Genomic DNA, 25,862 nt, shown 5'->3' with positions numbered 1-25,862 from the left:
TAAATGAGTGTTTATTCTGGACATTCCGTTATCAGCCGAATTTGCCATTAATGTAGTTTCGAGTTAACTCGTTTGCTGGTCTTTCAAAAAGGGTTCTTGTATTATTATATTCGACAAGTTGACCTACATACATGAAAGCTGTGAAATCTGAGACTCGTAATGCTTGCTGCAAATTGTGAGTAACAATGATGACAGTGTATTTTTCCTTAAGTTTTCCAACAAGCGTTTCTATACGTGCTGTCGCAGCGGGGTCCAAAGCACTACATGGTTCATCCATAAGTATCAGTTCAGGTTCGGCAGCTAATGCACGTGCTATGCAAAGCCTTTGTTGCTGGCCTCCTGATAAGCTAAAAGCGTGCTCGTTTAGGCGATCTTTGACTTCATCCCACAATGCTGCGCCTCTGAGACTGTTCTCGACAACTTCTTTTAGTTTTTCGCCTTTTGCTGTGTTGTGGATGCGTGGACCAAAAGCTACGTTTTCAAAAATGGATTTAGGAAATGGGTTGGGCTTTTGGAATACCATGCCTATCCTGCGTCTTAAATCGTAAACATTGCTGTCATCACTATAAATGTTCATTCCATCGAAAAATATTTCGCCAGCAGTTTTGCAACCGTTGATTAAGTCATTCATTCGGTTAATTGAGCGTAAAAGAGTTGATTTGCCACATCCAGACGGGCCCATTATGGCAGTTACTGTTTTCTCTCTGATTTCAAAATCAACATTTTTCAAAATGTGATTATTTTTGAACCATAAATTGAATTTTTTAGTTTGAACTTTACCCAATCCTTTCTCCTCCTAAAGCGAACATTTTTTTGATTTGATTTTGTTTAAGGTTAACTTGATTATGGCACCTTATCTTCTTTCAGTGAATCGTTTGGGTAAAATGTATTATATTGGTTTTCGCAATAGCAGCAATAAACTATGATTTTGTATGTACTTTCTATAGATAAGGCATTTATTATGTAATTCTCTGTAGATAGCCGTGTTATTAGCCGAAGGCATGGAAAGGGAAGGCTTAGTGCAGGCAAAACAGGATGAGGAAACAAGAAAAATTCAGTTCACTGGTGGCTCTACTTACATTATTTCATTACCTAAAAAATGGATTGCCTCTAATCAATTAAAGAAAGGAAGTTTCATTAAATTACGCGAGGAACAAGGTGGCTTATTGACTATAGGTCCTCCAGCTGCTGCTGTGCAAAAAAAGACTGGCGAAGTTGTAATCAAGGTTTCTGCTTCGGACTCTACAGAAATGATAACAAGAAAAATTATTGCAGTCTATTTAGCGGGACATAATACCCTTCAAATTAGACCAGTTAAACCCGATAAACAAGCGTTGTCTACAAAACAAAGGTATGAAATCAAAAATTTTGTTCGTCGCATGCTGGTTGGAACAGAAATAGTAACCGATACATCACATCAATTGAGCTTACAAGTTCTTCTAAGCTATCCTGAACTTACAGTGCAAAGCGCTCTGAGAAGAATGAGCATAATAGCTACCTCGATGCATAAAGAAGCACTATCAGGCCTAAAAACAAATGATTACCAACTGGCAAAGGAAATAATATCCACAGATAACGAAGTGGATCGGTTTAATCTTTATGTTAATAGATTGTTAAAATTGGCCATACAAAATCCTCGGGTATCCAAAGAAATCGGTCTTGAAAACGATAGAGATTGTTTAAGCTATCGTCTTGTTACAACGTCAGTGGAACGAACAGCAGATCATGCTGTTAAGATTGCAGAAAACATTTTAGTCCTCAAAAAGGGGTTAAATCCCGATGTTTTAGAGAAAATTGACAAAATGGGTAATATAGCAATCACAATGTTCACTATCGCCATGGAAGCCCTTTTCAGACAAGACTATAACATGGCTGAAAAAATAATGGAAAACATCAATGAGGTTGTTTCTTTAGAGCATGATGCTATCTCTGCTCAGGTAGATATTGAGGATGTAGCAACATTGCGTTTAATTATTGAAAGTATTCGGAGAACAGCTGAATACTCCTGTGACATAGCCGAGATTGTTCTCAATCTAACAGTGGACTCAATACTGGGATAATCATGGCAGAAACAGTTAACAATTTAAACATAAACAAATATTTAACAAATAAAACTGTAACCGATTTTGTATCTAAACTCACTATAACTTTTGGCATTATCTTGATTATTGGTGGGATATATTTGATGATTGAATGTCCCAGTTCTTCATCTCAACTCGCTCAAACAACTCAAGATTTGCAACCTGCTTTTTCTATTGATTTAGTGCCGGGTGTTCCACTTTCCATGGCTGAACTTGCTGGTTTGGATGCCATAACGTTTGGATCCGTTTCTTGGATAATTGGTGTTGATTTACTGCTTGTTGGTTTAGGGCTTTGGGTGAGACATAAAGTTGCTCGTTTAGCTGCTATGTTGATATTTACGCTGGCTGCTTTTTTCCAGTTTTCAGAGTTTTTATTTCTTGGCTTTTTAAATGCGCCCTTTTCTTTTATAATGTTTATCGTTAATGCTGTGTTTGTGTTCTTTTTATTTTCAAAATTTGACACACATACAGCGACTGTTCACATAAATTAACAGTGTTTCCTATACGGAATATTTTTTTTTATCTTATACTGATGTGGCTGAGGGTTTCGCTTCTGTTTAGACGAAGTTTTCTTGAAGCATCGCAGTTTTCATTTTTTGACAGTATATAGTCTATGGAAAGTTTATGGAAAATGGTTAAAGGTTTTCCATGGCATTTTCGATTTCAGTTACTTGGAGGAAGGAGAGTAGTCGATTAAACCATAAATAGACACCTTGTTCATGTCCTCTTCTGTCAGGAAGGGATTGGATAGGTTTGATTCCAAGTTTGATTTATTTTTTAAAAACATCTTTTGGGGTATTGCTTTGGTTCGTAAAAAACGTGATCGTTTAAGTATAATAATTTCAGTTTTGGATGCTGCAGGATCTGGTGCCTGCAAAACCAGAATTATGCTCAAAGCAAATTTGAACTATACTTTAGTTAATAAGTACCTGTCTATCGTTATGGAGTTTGATTTGATTAAGGTTGAGGGATCAAACTACTCACTGACTTCTAAAGGCAGTGCATTTCTTAAGCAATACTGGTACATACATGAGCGCTATGTTAATACCCAGGCGTTGCTTGAAACTTTAAATTTTGAATACCAAAAGTTATCAAGTTTATATGGTGACTCTCCAACGCCATAGTTAGTCTCATTATAGACTATACCTAAAGATTAGGCAATATAGTGATATAGAATTAACGTCGAGAGTTTTGATATAACGGTTTTCCCCTTTTCTCCTTTCAGGAAGGCAAGTTATCCATAAGAGAGGAGACTTATTGCAATGGAGAAAGGAGAAAGACACAGTAACATTATAATCTTGGCTACTGCCCTTTTGGGTGACAAGGACAAATTAGGATTCCTCGCCAGAGCCAGTCAACCAGTTGTCCAATCAAGCCACGGCTTTTTTGAGCCTAAAGCGCCTTTTTGGGGTTGACAGGTATGGCGGGTGATCTTTCAAATTCGGAAGAGTTGTTCAATGAGACCCAAATCGGTATGCTGCATGACGCTGATTTGTTGCAGCCAAGTAACCTTGAATTTTCTGGTTTCAAGATTGATTGTTTGGACCTAAGTATAGGCGTTGCGATTCCCGCTTTTAATGAAGAAAAAAACATTGGCGATGTACTCACACAACTGACTGGATTGGGTCTTGACAATATTTTGGTCATTGATGGCTTATCAGCTGATGGAACTTTAAAGGTTGCTGAAAAAAATGGTGCCAAAATCGTTTTGCAGGATGGACGCGGTAAAGGTCAAGCTATCCGACAAGTTCTAAAGAATGAATATTTGGATTCTGACGTATTGGTGTTGATGGATGCGGATGGCTCTATGTCTCCAGAAGAAGTTCCCCGATTTGTTGCAGCAATCAAGGATGGCGCCGATGTCGTTAAAGGTTCACGTTTTATATCTGGCGGCAAAACTTACGATATGACTTTTCTGAGAAGATTTGGCAACACTATAATGACATCGTTTGTTAATTTTGTGTGTTCTTCAAATTATACCGATTTATGCTATGGTTTTGTGGCTTTAAACAAGAAAGCGGTTAGAGCTTTGGCGCCAGTTCTGGAGACTAACGGTTTTGAAATAGAAACTGAAGTTTTTATAAAAGCCAAAAAGCTCGGACTTAAAGTTGTTGAAGTACCTAGCATTGAATATGAACGCAAAAGTGGGAAATCCAACCTTAAAACATTTAGGGATGGCTATAAAATCTTGAAGACAATCGCTATAGCCTCCCTCACCTGACTTAGTTTTTTCTGAAGTTCTTTAAAAATATTTACAAGATTCCACTATTTGCTTTCCAAATTTTTAGAATTAGAATAATCTTTGGCGGTTCGTATGGTGTCTAACTGTAAATTGATGACTACGAGCCTGCTTATCCTTTTGCTGTCAATTTCCTACTTTTTTGGAGTACCTGTGGTCTCAGCTCAAAATGATAGTGCCGCAAAATTACAAGCTGCCAATGATGCAACTGAACAGGCTTTTACCGCTGTTTTAAGTGCTGAGAAAGCTGGTGCAAACGTTACTGAGTTAATAGCTAAATTAAACAATGCTATAACTTTCTTAGCACACGCAGAAAACGCAAATAGATTTGGCGACGTCAACTCCGTAATAAGTAATGCGGATTCTGCAATCTCTATCTCTCAACAGGTTACCGCTCAAGCTAAAACTGCTGAAGAATCAGTTACATCACAAAGCATGAATGCTTTTTGGTTAAGTGTTGGTTCTGTAATGGGCGGGTCAGTTTTGTTTATTTTAGGGTTATTTTTGGTTTGGCGCTTGTTTGAGCGGCGTTATCTGCGTAGCCTATTGGATACACAACCTGAGGTGACTGGCAATTAAGTTCTCCGATTATCAGATTATTTTTGTTGCTGTGGGCTTAATCGGCGTTTTACTTATTGCTTCACCGGTTTTGGGGTACATCTTAGAAGACCTCCCTGCTGGTGAAGCGTTTTCTGAACTTTACGTGTTGGGACCAGACGAGATGGCGCAGGGTATGCCTTTTAACATAGTGGTTAATCAGGATTATACTGTCTATTTGGGTGTAGGCAATCACTTAGGTGCATCTACTTACTATGTCTGTTATCTAAAACTGCAAAATCAAACGGACGCGCTCCCCAATGAGGAAACCCAGACGCCGTCATCCTTACCATCCATATATGAGTACCGCGCACTCATCAAAGACAATACAAACTGGATGGTTCCCTTAAACTTTAGCATAACTGATGTGTCTGCCGCAAATCATCAATTATTAATTCAAAACATAAACATTAATGGTGAAGTGTTTACTGTAAACAAAATCGCCCAGTTCGACCAGGATAACAGCGGGTACTATTATCAAATTCTCATCGAGCTTTGGGCTTTCAATCCTGACTTAGACACATTGCAATACCAAAACAGATATGTTTACTTCTGGCTTAAACTGACATCTACCGTTGATGCTCTATGACTACTGACATCTCACAAGTAACAGAAGACTCTGCACGCGGCAGCTTTTTTCTGTTTTCAGGCGCAACTTTAGCTAGCATAATTTTGGCGGTCTCTGCCATACTTATGGGGAGATTTCTGGGACCTGAATTATATGGTCAGTACAATCTGGTTCTTGTAGTTCCTATGCTTCTTGCGTTGCTTACAGATTTAGGCATGAATGCAGGTGTTACCAAATTTGCCGCCAGTCTTCGTACAGAAGGAAAAAGCGAACGTATTCCTGCAATCATCAAGTACAGCCTAATTTTTAGGTTAGCTATCGGAATTACAGTTTCCATTTTTAGCATAGTTTTTGCTAACTATTTCGCTCTTCTCATAAATAGGCCTGATTTTGTTTTCTTCATACAGATAGCGTCCCTTTCAGTGGTCTTTCAAGTATTCTTTACAACAGCCAATTCCGCATTCGTAGGACTAGACCAGTCTGAATATAGTGCTTTAAACACAACTATCCGAGCAGTTCTCACTACAATATTACAAGTTGCCCTTGTATTGTTCAGTTTTAGTGTAACTGGCGCACTGATTGGTTTTGTTGGAGGCTTTCTTATAGCTTCAATTGTTGGAAGCGCTATACTGTTCATCAAATTTCTCAAGCCCAATAAAAGAAGCATTAAGCGGGGAATTGCCAATGAAAATGGACGCCAGATTCTTTTACTTCTCGCAAAGTATGGCATGCCTGTATATGTTTCTGTTGTCTTAGTCGGTTTCTTTCCTCTTTATCAGCAAGTTATTCTTGCCTTTTTCACTTCTGATGTGGCTATAGGAAATTTTAGAGCAGCATACAATTTTGTAGCCTTATTAACTATTCTTTCCGCGTCCTTAACAACAGCTTTTCTACCTGCATTTTCAAAACTTGAATCTGCTAGACCTGAAGTTATCAGCACATTTTTTAATAAAGCAAACAAATACACCTGCCTAATAGTCATACCTATAACCATTTCAGTGATTATTTTTTCAGGTCCAATTGTTAATTTGATTTATGGAGCAACTTACACTTCAGCAGCTTTGTATTTGTCCCTGAACTGTTCCGTCTTTTTACTTGCAATAATTGGCTCTCTTACATTAATGAGTGTGTTTAATGGTATAGGCAAAACCCGTTTAACCATGAACATGACACTGATTAATTTTGTACTCTTGCTTGTCCTCTCACCACCACTTGCTGCTCTCTACGATGTTGTCGGTGTCATAGTTGCTTTCTTAGTATCGACCATAGTTGCGTCAGTCTACGCTGCCATTGTTGCAATACGGCAACTTAAGATAAAATTCAGTTTCGGACCTGACCTTCGAATATACTTAATTTCCCTCCTTTCCGCTGTTCCACCATTGGTTTTATTAGTCTTTTTATCCCTAAACTTCATCGCCGTCTTGCTAATTGGTGGATTAATGTATCTGATAATATTCATAACTTTGATGCCAATAATGGGGATAGTTAATGAAGCTGAAATTGAATCATTAGAAAAAGTGACTGGCAAGTTGCCCTTGGTGAGATTTATCGCTAGACCATTGTTTGGTTATCAACATAAAATTTTCAATACTCTATATGGGTCTAATAATCCATAACTAATTCCATTGGGGTGTAGCGTTTTTGAGAAGTGTTTCCGTAATAATCTCTGTTTACTCAATTGAGAGAGCAAACGATGTAATGGATTGCATTGCTTCTCTTAAGCAACAAACTCTTCCTCCCAAAGAGATAATTCTGGTTTTAGACCCCCAAGCGTCCTTAGTTTCCTATTACAAAAAACGGTTAGATTCATCTGTCAAACTTGTTGTGAGTGATGCTTTTGGTTTATCAGCAGCTAGAAATGCTGGCATAAAAAACACTGATTCTGAATTTGTCGCATTCATAGACGATGACGCCACAGCTGATAAGAGCTGGCTCCAAAACCTCATAAACAACTTCGAATACCCTTCCGTTATTGGTGTAGGCGGCAAAATACTTCCTGTTTGGCCATCTAAAAATCCTGTATGGTTTCCTGAAGAATTATACTGGGTAGTCGGGTGTTCCTATAAAGGTCTTCCAACCCAGAAAGCACCTATCCGAAACCCCATTGGTTGCAACATGGCTTTTAGGCGAAGTATGTTTGAAAAAGTAGGCTACTTCAGCACAGAAACCGGTCGAGTCGGGAATAAACTGATGGGTCACGATGATACCGAAATCGGCATACGTGCAACAAATAAGTTGCATGGAACATCAATCCTCTATGACCCCACTGCAGTTGTCTATCATAGAGTTTCAGCCAATAGAGTCAGTGTCAATTATGTGCTGAAACGTTCATATTCTGAAGGTTTCTCAAAAGCGTTTATCTCAAGTAGCAGCCAAACAAAGATTGCACTTGGAGCTGAAAAAACCTATTTGCACAACCTTTTTTTGGGTTCCTCAAAAATGTTGCTACAGGGTAATATACGAACAGGTCCTTCTCGTTGTTGGACACTTTGGGTTGCAACGGTTATGGTTTTTTTGGGCTATATTGTTGGTAAAACTTATTGACTTCTAGTGAGTGTTCATGAATCAACGAAGACTCAATATCAATAGAGTTGTTGAATCGGATCTTTGTATTAGCTGTGGCACCTGTATAAGTATCTGCCCTAAAAAAGCCATTACTCTTAAAAAAGACGCATATGATGTGTTTATTCCAAAAATTAACTCTGCTCTATGTATAAGTTGTGGTCTTTGCATACAGATCTGTCCTGGGATAGAAGTTAATTTTCATAGTTTAAATGAATCCAAATTTCATCAACTCTCAAAAGATTCTATTTTCGGTAATTATATCAAGTGCTACAGTGGAAATGCAAATAATTTTAACAAACCTATCCATGTGTCTTCTGGTGGAATTGTAACTCAGCTATTGATTTATGCGTTACAGAACAAAATGATTGATGGTGCCTTAGTATCTCGAATGAGTACAGATAATCCCTTGTTGGCTGAACCATTCATTGCAAGGACGGTGGATGAAATTCTTTCTGCTTCAGGTTCAAAATACTGTCCTTGCCCAACTAATTTAGAGTTAAGAAATCTGTTTAGTAATAAGACTGGCCGATTTGCGATTGTAGGGTTACCTTGTCATATTCAGGCTTTAAGAAAGTTTTTGAAGATTCACCCCGAATTTGAAAAAAGAATTGCTCTCACAATTGGTCTTTTCTGTGCGCATTCAAATAATTCCAAAGCTACAGAAGTTGTGTTGTCAAAATTAAAGATTAACTGCAGTCAAGTTCAACGATTGCGTTACAGAAGTCATGGGCGACCGGGGTCAATGTATGTGGAAACAACCACTGGTTTAGTTTATAACTTGCCTTATTCCGGATCATTTAAATCGTATTATCCTCTTTTCGATTCTTACTTTTTTGTACCTTGGCGTTGCATTTTTTGTCAGGACCATTTTAATCAACTTGCTGATGTTAGTATGGGTGATGCATGGCTTCCTGAATTTAAAAGTTGTACACTTGGTCATTCATTGATAATATCAAGAACCCCAATCGGTCAACAATTTATTCAAGATGCGAACATAAAAAAAATGATTAATATCCACCCTATTTCTGCTGAAAGGGTTATGAAATCCCAATGTGATGTTTTAAAATTCAAATCTGCAAATCAAGATTTTAGATTATCTTTAGCGCAAAAAATGAATAAACTATCACCTGCTTGTAGTTTACTTTCGAAGAGGCAGCCCAGCGTCAGTTCATATGCAGTAAATGTCATTCGTATTTACTCTATACGAACACAAAAAAATAGGTTCTTTAAGAATCTTCCAAAATATGTTCCCTTGCCGTTATTTAGGCTTTATAACATTGCGTTTTCCATTCTTTTAAAATTATCTTGAATTATTGATGATTGAAAAGTGAAAAATGATGACTAAGTTGCTAAATTTCTTTATAACACAAGCATGTGATGTAGGGAATAAAGGCGATCAAGCTATTATTAAGAGCGAAATAGCCATGCTCAGACGTCTTTTTCCTGACTGTGCCATATCTGTTGCCACTTGGTGGTCTAATGACTTGCTTCAGCGAATGGATAGTAATATCAAAGTTCATTCTCCCTTAGTTGATTTTAAAATAAGAGGTCATGATGCTCCGCTAATTTTTTATCCATTTCTTTTTGTTTTAACTTCATATCTTTCTGTTTTATCTGCACTTTGTATAAAACATAATTTAGCGCCTATTTATCGAAAAAATTATTTGGTTGGTCTTAAAGAAGCGAATCTTGTGTTGTCGTCTGGTCATCAGCCATTTGTAGAAGGTTCACGTTATCGGCAAAGGACTCTATGGGATACTCTTGCAAATTTTCTTATGTTGCTTTGGGGTTCAATGGATGTTTTAATAGCCAAAAAAATTTTTAGAAAACGCTTTACAACATTTCCTCAGTCCGTGGGGCCATTTGATACTTTTGTTGGTAAAATGTTTGCTAAATTTATTTTTGGCAATATGGATGTTATTTGCGTTAGAGAACAAATCTCTAAACAGACTCTCAATAAACTGGGTGTCACCTCCTGCATAATTCAGTCTATTGATATGGCTTTCTTTTTTAGGCCTAATCTCAAACAAAATCCTTCAATTCAAACAGTCGTAGGAGTATCCCCTTGTTTTGTTGCTGGCATGTCTGAAAATGAAAAAAAACGTTACGTGCATGTTTTGTGTGGAACTTTACGGGAGCTTCTAAGAAGGGATGATTTAAAAATACTTCTGTTGCCCAGTCAAACTACAAAAGGAAAAGCAATGAGCATATCTGGGCGAGAAGATGATGCTTTTTTAAGTCAGCTGATTCAAACTGAAATGGAACAGGGAAAAGAAAAAAACGTTGAAACTGTAATTACTGAGTCTGTTGACGAATTTGTTTATTTAATTAAACAGTTGGATCTGTTGATTGCAAATAGGATGCATCCTAGTATTTTTGCTGCTGCGTTAGGTGTGCCATTTGTTGAGATTATTTATGAACATAAACAAGCAGGTCTACTTGAGAAATTAGATCTTTCCCAGGTTGGAATTAATATTAATAATCTTACAATGGAAAAGTTGTTGCTTAAAATAGATTTTGTGTGGTCGCAACGAAGTGAGATTAGCCATAAATTAACACAGAAAGTTGATTTCCTTTGTCTAACCGATGAACGGAAGATCGAAAAATTGATTGTATGTTTGGTCAGCAAATAATCAGTCATTAGCCAGCTGGTGTATGCATGAACACACGTTTCTTTATATTTGGGTCTCTTCTCATTTTATCAATTGCAAGAGCCATAGGCACAATGGCGACCACTTCTATACCATACACTATGGTTTCTGATTATGGTATTGCTTCCCAACTTCCTTTATTTTATTGGGTGGGCCTGTTAGCTGTTCTTATTCTTTCATTTCTTGGTAGGTCATCAAAAAAACAGTTAGCAATTGTTTTTGCCTTAGTAGTGGTATACTTGTTCGTGGTACCAACAGTTGTTCAAGAAAATGCAACGTTGTTGGGAACAAGCTATCCTGCATCAGAAGGTCAACAACTCGCTACCACTGGTAACCTCCCAGAGGACCTCTACAGTATTTATAAATATCATAATTTTCCAGGATTTTTGTATTTTACCGGAATTTTGACTTCAATAACCGGTATCCCTCTTGTACTTATCTGCAAATATGCCCCGCCTCTTTTTGCTTTACTCATTGGTGTTATAGTTTATCTTATATTCAGACTCAAATTAAATTCATCCAATTCCATTATGGGTGCAATTTGGTTCCTTGCAAGTTGGTGGTGGGTAGCTGGTAACTATTTCAGCCCACAAGAAGTCGCTTTTGTGTTTTTTGGTCTAGTATTTCTGATTTTTAGCAGATTTGCTTTTGGTTATAAGAGTCATGATCGGTCATTGGTAGTGATTGTTTTTGTTCTTTTAGGTGCAACAATTTTCACCCACGCTTTTACATCAATTATGTTGTTGTCTTGTTTTGTACCTTTGTTACTTTTTAATAAAATAAAAACTGGGCGGGTGATGGCCTTCTTGCTTCTTGTTTCAGAAGTAGCTTATCTCGTTCTATGGGCAACTCCTTTTACAACTTGGGCTGCATCAAGAACTTTAGAGGAGTTACCTACTTTATTGAGCTCTCAATTTGGTAGAGCTGTGCTGCCGGGATCATCATCGCAGATTTTTACAAATGATTTTAGATATTTTACTATGCTTATAACGCTCTCGATTTTAGCTATTTTTGTTTTTTCGGTCATATTAAAACGAGAAAAGAACACAGAAAAATATTGGCTGTTATGTGTTGTTGGAATGGCTTTGCCTATCGCGGCAACTGCTTATGGAATGTCGGAGACAATTATCCGGTTTTTTATGTTTGCTTTAATTCCCTTATCTTATATTTGCGTTAAATTTATCTCTAAAAAACCTGCGGTGTTGGTGTTTTTGGTATGCCTGCTGATTGTGGCTAATGTTCCTGCTCATTACGGCGGCTCTACTGTGGAAGGTGTATCATCATCTGAAATCGCGGGAGCTTCCTTTTATATCAATCATGTCCCAGCAGGGGCACCGTATTTTTCCCTAACTGCAAAAACAACCTATTTAATGTGGTTTATTTCCCCATATTCTGTTCAGTTCCCTGTGCATTTGAATGTGTTATCTCCTATATCCGATGAATCAGTTTTGCCGCAACCTCTGAGGTATTATCAATTTATTGTTTATTCTCAGGCAGATGTTAATCAATTTTTGTATTATCACAACAATGTGCCGTTAAATGAATCAAACTTTGCATTTTTTAATAAGATCTATGATAATCCCTTTATTAAATTATACGAAAATAGTACATTCGTTGAGATCCCATTACCTCCTGGAAATTAATGTTATAAGGTGTTTTTATGTATAAATTGTCTTCAAACAAAATAATAAAACAAACTTCGATAATTAGAAAGCTAATTCCCTTCACCTCTTATCTCAGAAAAAACCGGTCATTAGTTGTTAGTAGATACTCTTCAGGAGTCGTCTTAGATGTAGGATGTGGACCTGCTGAGATATTGCATTATTTTCCAAAAGAAAATCATGTCAGGTATGTTGGGGTTGATACAAACAAACCTGAAATAGAAGGTTTGGGCAAAAAATATCCTTCTTTGGAATTCTATTGGGTGGATGTTGATAAACAAGACTTGCCCCCACAGGTGTCTGCTTTACGTTTTGACACTGTGTTGCTGATTGCTGTTATAGAACATTTAAAGTGTCCTGAGGTGCTTTTGGGTCAGCTTTCAAAATTGATAAAACATAACGGTAAATTAATAATGACTACGGCCACTCCTATGGGTGAACATGTTCATAATATGTTGGCAATTTTTGGTCTCACCAGTTTCGAGGCAATACAGGAGCACAAAACTGCCGCTCACGCTTCATACTCTACACAACAATTGCTTGAATTGGTCGCACCTTTTGGCTTCGAACTATCAAAACAACATAAATTTGAATTTGGATTAAACCAGGTTATTATTTTTACAAAGATTCGTTAATTGTCGTATTTATTTGTTTATCAGTATTTCATATGCGCTTCTTGTGTCACCGGTTTGAGCATCCTCACATAAGTTATAGCCTGTTCTTCCGTATCCAAAAGTGTTTGGAACATTGTTATCGCCCTCCCAGAACCATGCCGAATAGGATGTAACTTGTAGCGTTTTGTAGAATTGTATGCTCTTTTCCATGTGGGCTGCTTGTATGTTGGAATCATTAGTGTTGTATCCAAATTCGCTTATACTAACCGTTTTGCCATGATAATTGCTTTCGTTGATGTTGGTTATAGTCATGTTTTGCCATGTTTCTTCAAGTTGCGGGTAATCTGGCATATACACATTGAAGCTGACAAAATCAACGGCATTAAAAAGTCTATTATCCATTCCCCAATCGTCTGTAAAAATATTTTTTATCTTTGGAGCGCCGTCTGACCCTATGTACGTCTTGGTGTTACAGAATTTTATGGTTACTGGTCTTTCATCAACCATTTTGACGGTATTTGATAGGTCTTTAAACAGTGTTAGGAAGTTTTCCTTTTGTGTTTGTCCGTTGCTTGTTACAAAGTCATGTTCCGTTGGTGTTCTGCCCCAATACCATGGTTCGTTAAGGATTCCCCATGCCCAAATGCCTTGAGCATCTGAAAGATAGGTAACGGTGTGATTTATCATGTCTATAAATGCCTGTTTCATCTCCGGGCTTCTAACTATTGCCAAGCCAATGTTTTTTCCACTAGCAGGGTCAATAACATAGTCGGGTGTGCACCATGTGCTATCATCATCCCAAAGCGTTTGGACTGTAGCTATAACTTTGATTCCATATTGATTGGCTGTTGAAATGACATGTTTAACATTATCTAAAAATATGTCACCATAAATTGATCCGTCGGGTAACGTGCCGTTGTAGCTTCCTTGGGTGTTCCCTTCTAAACGGTACCAGTAGAGGCTTAAGCTGATTATGCTTATGTTATCTTGTTGAAATTTTGAGAAGTCCCTGTTAAGAATTGCGTCAGTGGTGTATTTTGGAGAATAAAGGTGGTATGTTGAGAGGTAGTTTAGCCCTATTTGTGTGGTTGTTGGTTGGCTGTTGTTGATTGTGCCTGCGTTGGTTATGGTTTGTGTGGTGCTGGCTAGTCCTTGGGCTTGTGTGGCTATTAGCAGAAGTATTAGGGTTGTAATTAGAATGTATTGTTTTTTCATTTTGTTATCTACAAATCTCTTATATATTAAGAGTTAATATATGCGATGGTTTCTTGGTAAGGATTTACAATAAACAATCCCTGCCGAAATGCTTCATATTTACTTCAAATTTTAGTCAAATAAAAAAAACAAATGAACGTGAAGATAAAAATGCAGAAGAACCATAAAAACATTATTCAAATACTAATTATCTGCCTTGTTGTATTGGGAATTACTTGTATAGTTGCTTCTTCTTTCTATGATTCTTCATATTTGGCAATCTTGGGTGTAAGCTTTGTTTTCTGGGGTGGCATCCTGCTATATATTAAACCCACCCGAAATGTACCCTTGCGCTTTTTGACTGCTGTGGCAACATCAAATGCATGCAACACTGAACGCTTGCTAACACAGCATAAAATCAGCCAAAAAGCCATTTATCTCCCCCCAAAAAACCTCCAAGACCCTGAATCATCTCTAATGTTTATTTCAAAAATGCAAAACCAGCCGTTCCCTCAACCTCAGGACACAAAAGTAGGTGAAATAAGCCTCAGTCAAGACAGTTTATTTTTAACGCCGCCGGGCTCGGGTTTAGTAAAGCTTTTTGAGGAAAAACTAGGTGGGTCTTTTACAAAAGTTGAAATAAGAAATTTGCAAAATACCTTTTCTAAATTGTTGGTTGAGGATTTGTCCATAGCAGAAAACGTAGAGATTCAAACACAAGGCAATGCGATAATAGTTGAGGTGTACGGTAGCATTTTTACAGAGGATTGTCAAGAAACCCAAATGTATCCTTTGACACACAAAATTATTGGTTGTTTGTTTAGCAGTTTTCTTGCGTGTGTGTTGGCTAAGACTACTGGAAAGCCCATAATCATTGATGGTGAAGAACATAAGGACGTAAAGACAGCAAAAATTCAGTTTTTAATGTTGGAGGAATAATGTGCAGTTACCCCCTTTAGTTTTTACTGATGTGAGTTTGCTGTTTGCGGTGTGTTCTATCATCCTTTTGATTACTGCTGAGTTGTCGTCTTCTTATTATGGACAAACCAAGCTTGATTGTAATAGGGAAAAACTGAAAAATTCTGCTTATGCTGCGGGTGTAATCTTTCTGATAACTGCTGTTATGAGAATGGTGGGTGTGCTCTATTAATCGGTGGTTTATTTGATGGTTAGTCAAGAGGTCGCAGTCGGCCAGATGCGCGAATTAATAGTTGAGGTTCTTAAGAGTAGTGAGCCTAAAACTACTGCTGAATTAGTGAAACTTTTACAGCAAAAATCTTCTTTGCCTGAAAAAGAAGTAATCCGTTTGCTGATTCAATTTAAAGATGAAAACCAGATTTTGTTCAAAAAAAGAAGTTTGCCGCAGCAGCCAGCAACCTTTGGAGCATACCTGTTTTCGTTTAAGTCTTTTTGGTTCTGGTTTTCACTAGTTTTGACTATTGTAACAGCTGTTGCTGTTTTTACTATTGGCGATGATGTTTATCCTTTAGTTTATGTTCGTCAAATTACGGGTTTAGTTTTTGTATTGTTTTTGCCTGGTTTTGTTTTGCTTAAGGCTCTTTACCCATCAACTGTTCCTATTCCTACTTCTTCAGAGACTTTAGATAAGCTGGAGCGGACTGCGTTAAGTATTGGGCTAAGTATCTCTTTGATTGCTATTTCTGGTTTAGTGCTCAATTATACACCTTGGGGAATACGTTTAACCCCTGTTACTCTGAGCTTATCGGCTTTGATAGTGGTGTTTGCAACAATTGGGTTACTGAGGGAGTTCTCTATTGTACTTAACATGCCAATGTCTAATAGTATTTCAAATGAGATAAAAGTTGAAAAACATCCTAAAGATAACTTACAACCCCCTATGGCAAGTGCTGTTAAACCTGATATTTCTTCTGAAGCCGTACCTGCTCAAACAACAGAGCCGGTTTCTTCTAAGATCCTCACCGTTGAGGAACCACAGAAAAGTGGTGATTTAGATGTCTTAAAGAACTCAGACGCGTTGGCGTTGGGTCTTCAGACAGAGAAGGCTGTGTTTACAAAAGATGAGCTTGCTGAGCTTAAGAAGTTGTTGAGTGATGAAGAAGCTGAAGCGGAGAATTATTTTGATTCGTTAAGGAGGGAAATTCAGAAAATAGTGAAAAAGCTGGATGAGAAAAAAACGTAAGCTATTGTTTTAAACTTGACTGTTTTTAATTGTATCATCATATTCTCTTTTGAGGTGTCATGATGGTGTGGTGAGTGATGAATTCTTTTTTTAGCATTTATTTTGGTATTTAGTCTATATATTCAATAGACTAAACCTAATTTTAGCGCTAAAGCCACTTCCTTCTAAGTGCACTATATGCAAAATGTAAATAATCCCCATAGCAATACCCTCAAGGTTGCATCAACACTAAACCAGCACAGATTAGCTATAGCCTTAAAATTTTCAGTTATTACTGTCGTGGTCGGTGCACTTTATTTTCAGGATTTAAACATGGTTTTTCAAGGCGCTCTGACTAATGAATCAACTTTTCATATACTTGCGATCCCTTTCCTTTTTACGTATCTTCTATTTCGAAAACGAAAAATGATAAATGCGTCACTTCAGCTAACTGAAGAAAATAAACGCGGGTTCCAAAAATATTTTAGTACGCTGGCGGGAATCGCACTTTTTGCCGTTGCAATACTCTTGTATTGGTATGGTAGCTACTCGTTTACACCTCTAGAATTTCATGTCCTTACTCTGCCGTTATTAACCGCGAGTTTGGTTCTTATTTTGTTTAATGCACAGATTCTAAAACAGTTGATTTTTCCCATATCCTTTTTAATTCTCCTAACCCCTCCGCCATCAGAAATTCTCTACACTGTAGGTTCAGCGCTTGCTAGTTTGAGTGCAATCGCATCAAACAGTTTAGCGAATCTTTTCGGGTTTAATGCTACCCTTCTTTTTGATAATACGGGACCTGTTATTACTATAGCTCGACCTGATGCTTCTGTTCTGCATTTTAATGTCAGTGTTGCTTGCTCGGGGATCTATAGTATAATTGGGTTTATGATTTTTGTAATCTTTATTGCTTATATAACGCATGGTAAACTGCTCAATAAGTTAATTATTCTCCTTTTGGGTCTTCCTCTAATCATAGCCTTAAACATAATTCGCATTACCACTATTCTTGGTATAGGCTATCATTGGGGCGAGGACTTAGCCTTGCAAGTTTTCCATAATTTTGGTGCAACAGCGCTGATGTTCATTGGAACTCTCATATTGCTTGTATTCACAGAAAAGGCTTTCAAAAAACCCAAGCCAGCGCAACCTTGTCCAATATGTACTCCAACACCTAAAAACCCAAACTTGCCCTTCTGTTTGAACTGTGGTAAATTTTTCAAATACCCAAAAATGTTGAGGCTAAATAAAACCGATTTAGTAAAGGTTCTAGGAATCGTTATCGCCGCGGCTTTATTGTTGTCAATTCAGGCGCCTGTGTTTGCGTTAACTCAAGGTCCACCTGAAGTTATCTCTCAGAGCCCTTCAGGTATACAGGTGGATTCTTCAGCTTCTGCTTTGCCTGAAATTTCTGGTTATAATTTGACTTACTCTTACCGAGATAAGGCGTATGAGCAAACCTCTGGAAATGATGCAGCAATTGTTTATATTTATCGTCCCCAAGGCGAAAATAAGTCAGTTGTTACAGCGACTATACAGATAGGTGTCAGTTCAACTTCTCAACACCGCTGGGAAACCTGCCTTATTAATTATCCACTTAGTCAGGGTCAGCAAGCAAAGGTGGAGCAATTAGACCTGCATGATATTCAGATTCAAGATAATCCTCCCATAACCGCGCGATACTTTTCTTTCCAGTATACAAGCAATAATCGAACTGAAGTGGTTTTGTACTGGTATCAAACAGCGAATTTTAACGTGAATGGTACTGCTCAAACAAAAAGTGTCATGATGAGTCTAATTATTTATCCAAAATCAGTACATGATCTTCAAGATGCTGAAAACCAACTGTTGCCTATAGCCCAAGCAATTAATCTTTATTGGCAACCCTTGAAAACGTGGTCTTCTGTTTCTTTGGTTATCAGCCAAAATGGGTTTGAGTTATCAGTGGGTGCTGCTGTAGTTTTTGTGTCTTTGCTAATTTATCAGTTGTACTTGAGTAGAAAAGAGAAAGTTGAGTTGCTGACTCTTTACCGGAAACTTCCTGAGCAAAGCCAGCTGCTGATAAAGGCAATTAGTAGTTCAAAGATGTTTTCTACTCAGGAGATAATTGCAGAGTTTCAAAAAGTTTCCCAGGCTGATGCATCTGAAGGGTTGATTGCTTCAAAGCTGGAGGACATGGAAAAATCAGGCTTAATTAAAAAAGCTTTAGTGAACAAGCGTGATAATCCTGTATTGTTATGGAAAAATCTGGTGCCAAAACAAGCAGGCTTTTTTGGTGTTCTTAAAAGCGTAGTTGCTACCATATTTTAGGTTACACTATAACCCTTGATATAGGAAAAACTGTCTGATTAGTGTAAACGGCGTAGTTTTGTTAGTTTATTTTTTGGTCTATATTTTATTTGTGTAACTCTTAAGAGCAGAATTTGGCTTGTAGTTAATTGCGAGACCCGCAGGCAAACCGTAGTAGTCTTGGCGAATCAACGTTTAACAAGCCACACATAGCCACCCCGTCCCCAAGGTTTCCGTATTTGTTGAACGTTGGTTTGCCAAGAATTCGTTTTTGTGAAAAACAGGTTTGGTTTTGGTTTGGGGTTGTTGATTTTTGATTCTGTTTCTGTTTTCATAAGTATTATGTATTAATACAACATATATGATTTCGGCGTTAAAATGACTCAACATACCCCTCAAATAAATTACAGAATAACCCAACTTGTTCATAGCGTAGGCTTAAGTTGTCTTGGAGGAGCAATATTTCTGCAAATTCTTGTGTTTTCCAGCATCCTTGGGCAAGGGTATTTTAGGGCAATTGAAACAAACCCCTACATCCTATCATTTGAAGTTATACTCACAGGCTTCACAGCGTTTTATTTTCTCTACGTCTACCATAAAATTTTTAAATCCATCAAAAGCTCTTAACTTTTTTTGGTACATGTTTGCCAATCCCTAAACTATATACTTAGGGTATGAAAAGCTATAGAAAATATACAGGACAACTCTAAAAACGACCCTGCCTTCATCAAGAATGTGGAGGCAACAAAAATGTGTAAACTAACAATCCAAATACCTGATGAGGTAAATAAAAGAAAAAGCTTCGAACCCCAAATATCCCATAAAAAACAGGTGCCTTTCCACTGTCACTGCTAACAAAATTCTGAGGTTTGCCCATGTACAAAACAATAGTTTTAGACTGCCAAGACTCAGCTATAGCTGTAATTTCCTGCGATGGGTGCATCGCCTACAAGACCTGCGCGCTTTCTCGTAGTGCACAAAAAGAAGAAACCGTGCCAGTTAAAAAGCACCTGTAATTTTTTTCACACAATTGTCTTTTTCTGTTTTAGTTTTTGTTTTGTGTGCCGTCCGAGTAACTCTGATCCGTCATCCAATTAAGTCAAGCTAATGCCTTCTCTTCATCCGGCAAAAAACAATAAGCTCTGTCGATAATAAAAGCATTCAGAAAAAATCAAAAAGTATAGCTTGAGATTGTCTATTAAGGAAAAAATAAGGCGGTTGAAGATGTTTAATGGTCTTCAACAACTATCATGGTCAGTGTTGATCGTACTTTGTCAAGGCGGCGTATTCGCCAAGTGACTATTTCTTTGAGTCTATCCATTGCATCGGCTTTGACCCGCGCAACAATGTCATAAACTCCATAAACCGCTGATGCTTCTTCGACGCCTTCAACTTTTTTCATGTCCTTAAGAACATCCGATTCAGAACCAATTTCCGTGTTTATTAATACAAACGCTGTTGGCATGATTAAGTCCCTCTAACAATTACTTAGAGGAGTTTGCATTAAAATCTTTCCCATAACCTAACCGTAGCAACTAAAAACACCAAACAAAACCAACAAGCAATAGACTAAATTCTTCCAAAATACCCAATTTTATATCTACAATACAACCAAACCACGAGCGCCTTAAGTCTTAAACAGAAAAACCATAAAAAGCTTCAACATTCATATTTGCCGCCTATTAGGCTCCAAATAGTTGATCTATGCAGAAACGATAGAGGGGAGAGAGCTAACGGCGGCACCTCAAACCAAAAACTTGGGTAGTTGGTCGTTTTAGGGTGGGGCTATTTTTTGGAAATTAATTTCGAAAGCCGCCACGGGATTTTCCAGTTTCCACGCTTCCAGCACCGCGGGGCTAACTTCACCGACAACACCCACCTCAGCTCCATCAACGATGACCATGCCGACTCTGCCCTCAACAAAACTCGGATGCGCAGTCTCTCTAATCTGCCATTGCACACCTAGATTACTCAAGAACGAGTCCAAAGCGGATTTTGCTTCGCTGAATCCTGCGGTTGCGTGTGTGGTTGCGGCGGCTAGCCAGTTTTGGTCGTCGGTTTTAGTTTCTTTTGAGTTATCGATTAGTGTGACTTTGCCGGGTTCAAAGATTTTTTGGGGGAACTCCACAGATGGATTAACGCTGAGAAACTCCATTAGGCTGGGTAGAAGCTGGTTGCGTAGGCAGGTCATGGTTACTACCTGCGGGTTAGTAACTTCAACAATTGGTGTGGGTTGTGTGTTCATTTTTTCAAACAGGTTCTGCGGGTTTGTTAGTGTGTTGTTGAGTGTTTCTTGATAACCCAGTCCCACCATGAGGTCACGTGCAAGGTTAATGATGTGCTGCTCGGGTTTGGCGCGTCCAGTCGTTGGCAATTCCCGCCATAACGGTTCAATATTATTGTAACCATACGCAACCGCAACATCCTCCATCAAATCCACAGGATGCATCACGTCCACACGATAAAACGGCACCAACACATCCACCACGTCCGCGCTGACTTTTGCTACGCCCAACCCTGCTGTTTGCAAAAGCTCTGCAATCTTCTCCGCAGAAAGCTCTAAGCCTAACAGTTTGCAGGTTTCATTCACGCTTAAGTTCATGGTTCGGTTGCTAAAATCTGGAGTTACCACGGTCTGATTGGTTTGGGTGTAGTGGATTGTGGCTTTGTAGGCTTTGCCGCCTCTGTCAATCAACGCCGACGTGACAAGGTTAAGCGTGTTTAGAACCGTTTTGTGCAGTGTACCCGTTACTTCAACGAGTAGGTTGCGTGAGTCCTCAGTGATTTTGCCCAAATCATTGCTGTTTATGATGGGTGGGAAAGAGAGCACTTTGCCTTCGCTGTCATAGAGCATGGGGTAAAGCTGGTTTTTCTTGACAATGTGACCATACTCATTGCCCTTGGGGTGGAATTCAAGAATCTGGTCCAGCCCCATTTTTTCCTCGAACCCTAAGGGCACAAAAGATACATCCGAGGGTTTTACGGCGCAGTAACGAATTGGAGGCTTGATTAAGTCGAGGTTGTAGATGCCGATGCTGGTTTTTTGGCGGTTGCGTCCAAAGGTGCCATCCAGCTTGTCCTGTAGATGCATTATGCCTTTTATCATGGAATCGGACAGGTTGATGTCTTTGATTACGGCGCAGGCGATGAAGGGTCTGATGCCCTCAAGATTATCGTCAACAGTGACTTCGACTGCTGAATCACCCAACTGGTAGGTTTTAATGCCCTTTTGAATGCCCAAGTAGCATTGCAAACCGCGGGCTAAACCGTCTACACTCCAAAGGTCAGGGCGGTTTGTGTCTTTCATTTCAATGTTAACCGTGCCTTCTTTTTCGTTTACGCCTTTAACTTCAGCTTTCACATAAGCCAAAATATCGTCGAGCTTTTCCATGTCACCGTTTAGGTTTAGTTTGAGCAAGCGTTGAAGCTCATTACAGTCCATGTCTATTGTGGGCATTTATGTCACCTGTTTCCTTCTTAGCCAATCAAGGTCTTGGCAGAAAATCTGCCGTATATCAGAAATTCCCGCCTTCATCATAAATAATCGGTCAACACCTAACCCCCACGCAATAACGGGCACCTTAACACCTAAAGGCTGCGTGACTTCAGGACGGAAAATCCCCGAACCCCCAAACTCAACCCAGCCATACCCTTCCTTATACGCGCTGAGTTCCACACTGGGCTCGGTGAAGGGGAAATAGTCAGGTTTGAATCGGACTTTGTCAGCACCCGCGATTTCCATAGCAAACTTGCCCAAAACTCCCAACAAATCCCGCAGGGTAAGGTTTTCGTCTACGATGATGCCTTCAACTTGGTTAAACTCGGAGAGATGAGTTTTATCCACGACTTCGGGGCGATAAACCCGTGCAATTGAGAAGTGTTTACTTGGAACCTCAAAGCGGCCTTCTGCCAGAGTTCTTGCACTCAAACAGGTCCCGTGACCACGCAAAATCAAACGACGCGCTGCATCCATGGTGTATTGGTAGCCCCAACCTGTTGAACCCGTCTTCCAACCGTTCTCATGAGTTTCTTTCACATTTTGCAGTGCTTGCTCATACCCGCTCACGTCGCCATATTGGGGGTTTTTGATATAGTAGATGTCGCTTGCTTCTCGTGCGGGATGGTCTTGTGGCACGTTTAGTGCGTCAAAATTGAAGAAGCTGGTTTCTACAACGGTGCCCGTCATTTCTTTAAAGCCTAACTCGACGAGTTTTGAGCGGACTTCGTCAAGGAAGCTTAGGTAGGGGTGTTTTTTGCCTCCCCAGGTTTTGGCTACGGGGGCTTCGATGTTGTATTTTTGAAGTTTGGTTGTGCGCCATTTGCCTGTGATGATGAGTTCAGGCGTGAGTTGGGTTACTTCTTGGAAGACTTGGGCTTCTTTAGCGGCGGTTTTGCCTTCTGGGGTGATTGTGAGGACTCGTTTGGTTTTTGGTTCAACTGTTAGCAGGGTGCGTTTTTTGAGTTGGTCTGTTGCCGCTTTTTGGTCGCTACTTAAATCCTCAAGATTCGCCTGCTCTTTAGTATAAAGATGTGCCAGTAGGGTTTCGTCGCAGCCCTCGGGAACATTCATTTGATGAATCAAACCTTCAGACACACGCAGAGTGCTAGATGCTGAAGTGAATTGTGCCCATTTCTTTTTTATGCACCAACCCAACGCGATTTGGATAACTTGGCCTTCTAAGCCTGCAGTTTTTGCGGCTTCAGAGAGGACTGCGCTACCACCGTTTGCCAGTATAGCGCGGATTAAGTTTCGTTCGGGCAGACCATTTTGGGCGTACTGTTTGCCCTCAGTGGTGAGTTTGATTACTTGCTGGGTTTCGGCTTTGATGGTTATGAGCGTCTTTTCCTGCAGAACCAGCGCGTTACGCATGATTGCTGCGTCGGGCAGATTAGCTGCGTCCATTAATTGTTCAACGCTGGCTTTGCCGCCTAATTTTTCTATTTCTTTTAGGATTTGTTGTTCTTGCGCTCTGAGCTCAACCATGCTGTTTAGCCTTCACTGTGGAGTGTATTTTAAGGGTGACAAATAAAGCATGCTGGTTAATGCCTAATATAAATAGCGTCTTGTTTTTAGTGACTGCGTCAAGTTTTCTTTTTGTGAAACATGAATGCGCCTATACTGCCTACTGCTACTATTACGATAATGCCAACTGCAACTAAAGCAGCAGTAAGCCAGTTTAGTATGTGTCCAGTTCCATGGCATTCTGGGCAAGCTATGTTCTCCTGCAGAGTTACTACTCCTGTTCCATTGCACTCAGGGCATATTCCGTTAAACATTACAGTTCCAGTGCCATTACATTTATCGCATGTAACATTTGAGGAAAAACCACCCGTCCCATGACAGTCAGGGCAATTTATTTGGTCAACGGATTTAAGGTGTATGTCGTATGTGAAACTGAGAAATATGCCGTTCTTAGGTGTATTGATTGTTATGGTTGTGTCAGTGTGTGGTGCTAAAAGTGTTGCCCCTGACTTAACGGTGTAGTCAGCTGGTTCAAAGTTTGGGCCCACTCCACCTGTTATGTGTACTGTCGCTTCTGCTATGCAATACGTTTCCTGATTAGCCTCGTTTTTGACGGTAATTTGGCAACTAACAAAACTTGCAGAACTGCCATCAAAACTTTCAACACCACTTGTGCTGATTATTGCTACTGGACAATTTACTTTTCCGCTACCTCCACAAGTGTTGCAGGGTGTGGTGATAGTTATGGTTCCTGTTCCATTACATTTGTCACAGGTGATGGGTACAGAAACGTTTCCAGCTCCATGACAGGTTGGGCAGGTTATTGTAGTGTTTTGAAGTATTGTTCCGGTTCCATTGCATCTTGGGCAGGTTTGTTCAAAAGGTCCAGTAGCCTGCACAGTACTTGTATGTAACATGGAAAACAATAAAATTAGCAACACAGCACACAGTATCTTCTGTTTATATGACTCTGCCATTATTGCAATCAGACGATTGCTTAGTTACTATAGATCAGCTTTTAAAATTTGGGATAAAGGCAGTTTTTTTTAAAAAAAAAATAATAGAAATTATTATTATTCTTCTTCGGAGGGCAACCCAATCTTACGCAAGTAATCTCGTGCATACCGTGGATTATACGCCAAAAGTTCCTTGCTTCGAAGGATTCTGCGCTCCATTCTGTCCAGTGCGGTTCGGAATGTGGGTTCAACACCCCAGCCTTCACCTGAGCTGAAGTATGGTCCACGTATGGTTCGCAATTGTAGGCGGCAATGCACCAGTGGCACACCTTTCATGCTGGTGTTTCCATGTGTTTTAAGATAAACAAATAGAGTGCCTGCTTGGAAGGCGTCTTGGTATTTGCGGGTAAAAGAGGTGTACTCATCCATCATGAAACCTTGCTGCTCAGGTGTTATTTCTGCGCCTTTAACCGCGAATTGAACAGTGAAGTTTCCTTCTTCAACTTCTAACTGTGAAATCGGCTCAAGAAAGTCAAGTTTTGTAATAATGCCCACAAGTCGGTCTTCATTTACAACTGTTAAGCAGGAGATATCATGTTTATGCATGGTTTTTTCTGCATCATGCAGGGTAGTTTGAGGGTGCACTGAAATTGCTGGGCGTGCCATTATGCTTTTTGCGGTGATGCCTAGTTTGCCAAGTTTTTCGCCTGCGAAATCGCCTGTTCTTTGGCGCTGGTTTGGCCAGAAAACGTTTTCCAAAATGTCTTGTATGCTTATGATTCCTGCAAGCTTGCCCTTTTCTATTACGGGGACATGTGAGATGCCGTTTTCACGCATTAGACCCAGTACTGCACCGATTGAACGGTTTGCTTCTATAGTGTGGGGGGCTTTGGACATGATTTTTTCTACGATTGTGTTGCCAAAATCGGTTAGGACTGCGGCGTGGATTACGTTTTCGTCGGTTATGAACCCGATGAGTTTTTCTTTTTCAAAAACAGGAAGTTGTCTTACGCCTGAGCCAATCATTAGTTTTGCCATTTTGCTCATTGAGTAATCCAAGGTTACTTTTGGTGCTACTTTCATTAGGGTTTTGACTTTGTTCTCGTTAGGGTCAAGTCTTGAACGTAGAATTGAGCGCCGCGTAATCATGCCAATGTATTTGCCTTTGTCGTCCAGAACCGCAAGCACAGGGGGCATTCCAGTTTTGAAAGATTCTAAACATCGGGAAAGTGACTCGTTTTCATTTACGGTGTTAAAACCTTTAGAATATATTTCGCCACTAGAAACTTGTTTGGCCATAAAAGTTCACTTAAAAAATAATACTCTTCAGACACATTTAAA

At 39.3% G+C, this 25,862-nt stretch carries 26 protein-coding genes; 19 read left to right on the top strand and 7 right to left on the bottom strand.

The features are described 5' to 3' along the window. Positions 1-31: 31 nt before the first annotated feature. Complete coding sequence (gene pstB, locus NWF01_08200) at positions 32-784, bottom strand: phosphate ABC transporter ATP-binding protein PstB (protein MCW4025000.1); 753 nt, start codon at positions 782-784, stop codon at positions 32-34. 199 nt (positions 785-983) lie between these two features. On the opposite strand from pstB, the gene NWF01_08195 reads away from it, so the two are divergent. The 13 genes from NWF01_08195 (at position 984) to NWF01_08135 (ending at position 12,997) form a co-directional block, all read left to right on the top strand. Beyond that, on the top strand, positions 984-2,060 hold the full coding sequence (locus NWF01_08195; GenBank protein ID MCW4024999.1) for a phosphate uptake regulator PhoU: 1,077 nt from the start codon (positions 984-986) through the stop codon (positions 2,058-2,060). Between the two features lie 2 nt (positions 2,061-2,062). Beyond that, the gene (locus NWF01_08190) at positions 2,063-2,572 is read left to right on the top strand and encodes a hypothetical protein (GenBank protein ID MCW4024998.1); all 510 of its coding nucleotides are present in this window, start codon (positions 2,063-2,065) and stop codon (positions 2,570-2,572) included. Between the two features lie 252 nt (positions 2,573-2,824). Beyond that, positions 2,825-3,205 (top strand): winged helix-turn-helix domain-containing protein, encoded by a 381-nt coding sequence (locus tag NWF01_08185; protein MCW4024997.1) that lies wholly within the window; start codon positions 2,825-2,827, stop codon positions 3,203-3,205. Positions 3,206-3,343: 138 nt separating this feature from the next. Beyond that, positions 3,344-3,496, top strand: coding sequence for a hypothetical protein (locus NWF01_08180; protein MCW4024996.1), 153 nt, complete (start codon positions 3,344-3,346; stop codon positions 3,494-3,496). 5 nt (positions 3,497-3,501) lie between these two features. Next, positions 3,502-4,302 (top strand): glycosyltransferase family 2 protein, encoded by an 801-nt coding sequence (locus NWF01_08175; GenBank protein ID MCW4024995.1) that lies wholly within the window; start codon positions 3,502-3,504, stop codon positions 4,300-4,302. A gap of 171 nt (positions 4,303-4,473) precedes the next feature. After that, positions 4,474-4,899: a hypothetical protein gene (locus NWF01_08170; GenBank protein ID MCW4024994.1), complete on the top strand. Its 426-nt coding sequence runs from the start codon at positions 4,474-4,476 to the stop codon at positions 4,897-4,899. A gap of 31 nt (positions 4,900-4,930) precedes the next feature. After that, a complete protein-coding gene (locus NWF01_08165) occupies positions 4,931-5,506 on the top strand; it encodes a DUF1616 domain-containing protein (protein MCW4024993.1) in 576 nt (191 codons plus the stop codon). Next, positions 5,503-7,101 (top strand): flippase, encoded by a 1,599-nt coding sequence (locus NWF01_08160; protein MCW4024992.1) that lies wholly within the window; start codon positions 5,503-5,505, stop codon positions 7,099-7,101. The genes NWF01_08165 and NWF01_08160 overlap by 4 nt, the downstream gene beginning before the upstream one ends. 25 nt (positions 7,102-7,126) lie before the next feature. Then, positions 7,127-8,029: a glycosyltransferase gene (locus NWF01_08155; protein MCW4024991.1), complete on the top strand. Its 903-nt coding sequence runs from the start codon at positions 7,127-7,129 to the stop codon at positions 8,027-8,029. 16 nt (positions 8,030-8,045) lie between these two features. Further along, entirely contained in the window at positions 8,046-9,359 is a 1,314-nt protein-coding gene (locus tag NWF01_08150; GenBank protein MCW4024990.1) for a Coenzyme F420 hydrogenase/dehydrogenase, beta subunit C-terminal domain, read from the top strand. Between the two features lie 28 nt (positions 9,360-9,387). After that, positions 9,388-10,683, top strand: a complete 1,296-nt coding sequence (locus tag NWF01_08145; GenBank protein MCW4024989.1) for a polysaccharide pyruvyl transferase family protein — start codon at positions 9,388-9,390, stop codon at positions 10,681-10,683. 26 nt (positions 10,684-10,709) lie between these two features. Further along, entirely contained in the window at positions 10,710-12,344 is a 1,635-nt protein-coding gene (locus NWF01_08140) for a hypothetical protein (GenBank protein MCW4024988.1), read from the top strand. A gap of 26 nt (positions 12,345-12,370) precedes the next feature. After that, positions 12,371-12,997: a class I SAM-dependent methyltransferase gene (locus tag NWF01_08135; protein ID MCW4024987.1), complete on the top strand. Its 627-nt coding sequence runs from the start codon at positions 12,371-12,373 to the stop codon at positions 12,995-12,997. A 9-nt stretch (positions 12,998-13,006) separates the two neighbouring features. Here the strand turns inward: NWF01_08135 and NWF01_08130 are convergent, their stop codons facing one another. Further along, positions 13,007-14,191, bottom strand: coding sequence for a hypothetical protein (locus NWF01_08130; GenBank protein ID MCW4024986.1), 1,185 nt, complete (start codon positions 14,189-14,191; stop codon positions 13,007-13,009). A gap of 150 nt (positions 14,192-14,341) precedes the next feature. Here NWF01_08130 and NWF01_08125 point away from each other — a divergent pair, with 150 nt between their 5' ends. The 6 genes from NWF01_08125 (at position 14,342) to NWF01_08100 (ending at position 19,618) form a co-directional block, all read left to right on the top strand. Then, complete coding sequence (locus tag NWF01_08125; GenBank protein ID MCW4024985.1) at positions 14,342-15,109, top strand: hypothetical protein; 768 nt, start codon at positions 14,342-14,344, stop codon at positions 15,107-15,109. Between the two features lies 1 nt (position 15,110). Continuing rightward, entirely contained in the window at positions 15,111-15,320 is a 210-nt protein-coding gene (locus NWF01_08120) for a hypothetical protein (GenBank protein MCW4024984.1), read from the top strand. A gap of 15 nt (positions 15,321-15,335) precedes the next feature. Further along, a complete protein-coding gene (locus tag NWF01_08115) occupies positions 15,336-16,331 on the top strand; it encodes a DUF1616 domain-containing protein (GenBank protein ID MCW4024983.1) in 996 nt (331 codons plus the stop codon). A gap of 1,281 nt (positions 16,332-17,612) precedes the next feature. Then, positions 17,613-18,623 carry a hypothetical protein gene (locus NWF01_08110; GenBank protein ID MCW4024982.1) on the top strand — a complete coding sequence of 337 codons (1,011 nt, stop codon included), beginning with the start codon at positions 17,613-17,615 and terminating at the stop codon, positions 18,621-18,623. Positions 18,624-18,980: 357 nt separating this feature from the next. Next, positions 18,981-19,229 (top strand): hypothetical protein, encoded by a 249-nt coding sequence (locus NWF01_08105; protein MCW4024981.1) that lies wholly within the window; start codon positions 18,981-18,983, stop codon positions 19,227-19,229. Between the two features lie 248 nt (positions 19,230-19,477). Next, complete coding sequence (locus NWF01_08100) at positions 19,478-19,618, top strand: hypothetical protein (protein ID MCW4024980.1); 141 nt, start codon at positions 19,478-19,480, stop codon at positions 19,616-19,618. Positions 19,619-19,830: 212 nt separating this feature from the next. Here the strand turns inward: NWF01_08100 and NWF01_08095 are convergent, their stop codons facing one another. The 5 genes from NWF01_08095 to NWF01_08075 form a co-directional block, all read right to left on the bottom strand. After that, positions 19,831-20,067 (bottom strand): Lrp/AsnC ligand binding domain-containing protein, encoded by a 237-nt coding sequence (locus NWF01_08095; GenBank protein ID MCW4024979.1) that lies wholly within the window; start codon positions 20,065-20,067, stop codon positions 19,831-19,833. 309 nt (positions 20,068-20,376) lie between these two features. Next, a complete protein-coding gene (pheT, locus tag NWF01_08090; protein ID MCW4024978.1) occupies positions 20,377-22,059 on the bottom strand; it encodes a phenylalanine--tRNA ligase subunit beta in 1,683 nt (560 codons plus the stop codon). Next, positions 22,060-23,586, bottom strand: coding sequence for a phenylalanine--tRNA ligase subunit alpha (locus NWF01_08085; GenBank protein ID MCW4024977.1), 1,527 nt, complete (start codon positions 23,584-23,586; stop codon positions 22,060-22,062). 98 nt (positions 23,587-23,684) lie between these two features. Beyond that, entirely contained in the window at positions 23,685-24,482 is a 798-nt protein-coding gene (locus tag NWF01_08080; GenBank protein MCW4024976.1) for a hypothetical protein, read from the bottom strand. 156 nt (positions 24,483-24,638) lie between these two features. After that, complete coding sequence (locus NWF01_08075) at positions 24,639-25,820, bottom strand: CBS domain-containing protein (GenBank protein MCW4024975.1); 1,182 nt, start codon at positions 25,818-25,820, stop codon at positions 24,639-24,641. Between the last annotated feature and the right edge of the window lie 42 nt (positions 25,821-25,862).

It is taken from the genome of Candidatus Bathyarchaeota archaeon (assembly GCA_026014585.1).
Taxonomy (GTDB): domain Archaea; phylum Thermoproteota; class Bathyarchaeia; order Bathyarchaeales; family Bathycorpusculaceae; genus Bathycorpusculum.
This window is presented reverse-complemented; position numbering and strand designations above follow the sequence as displayed.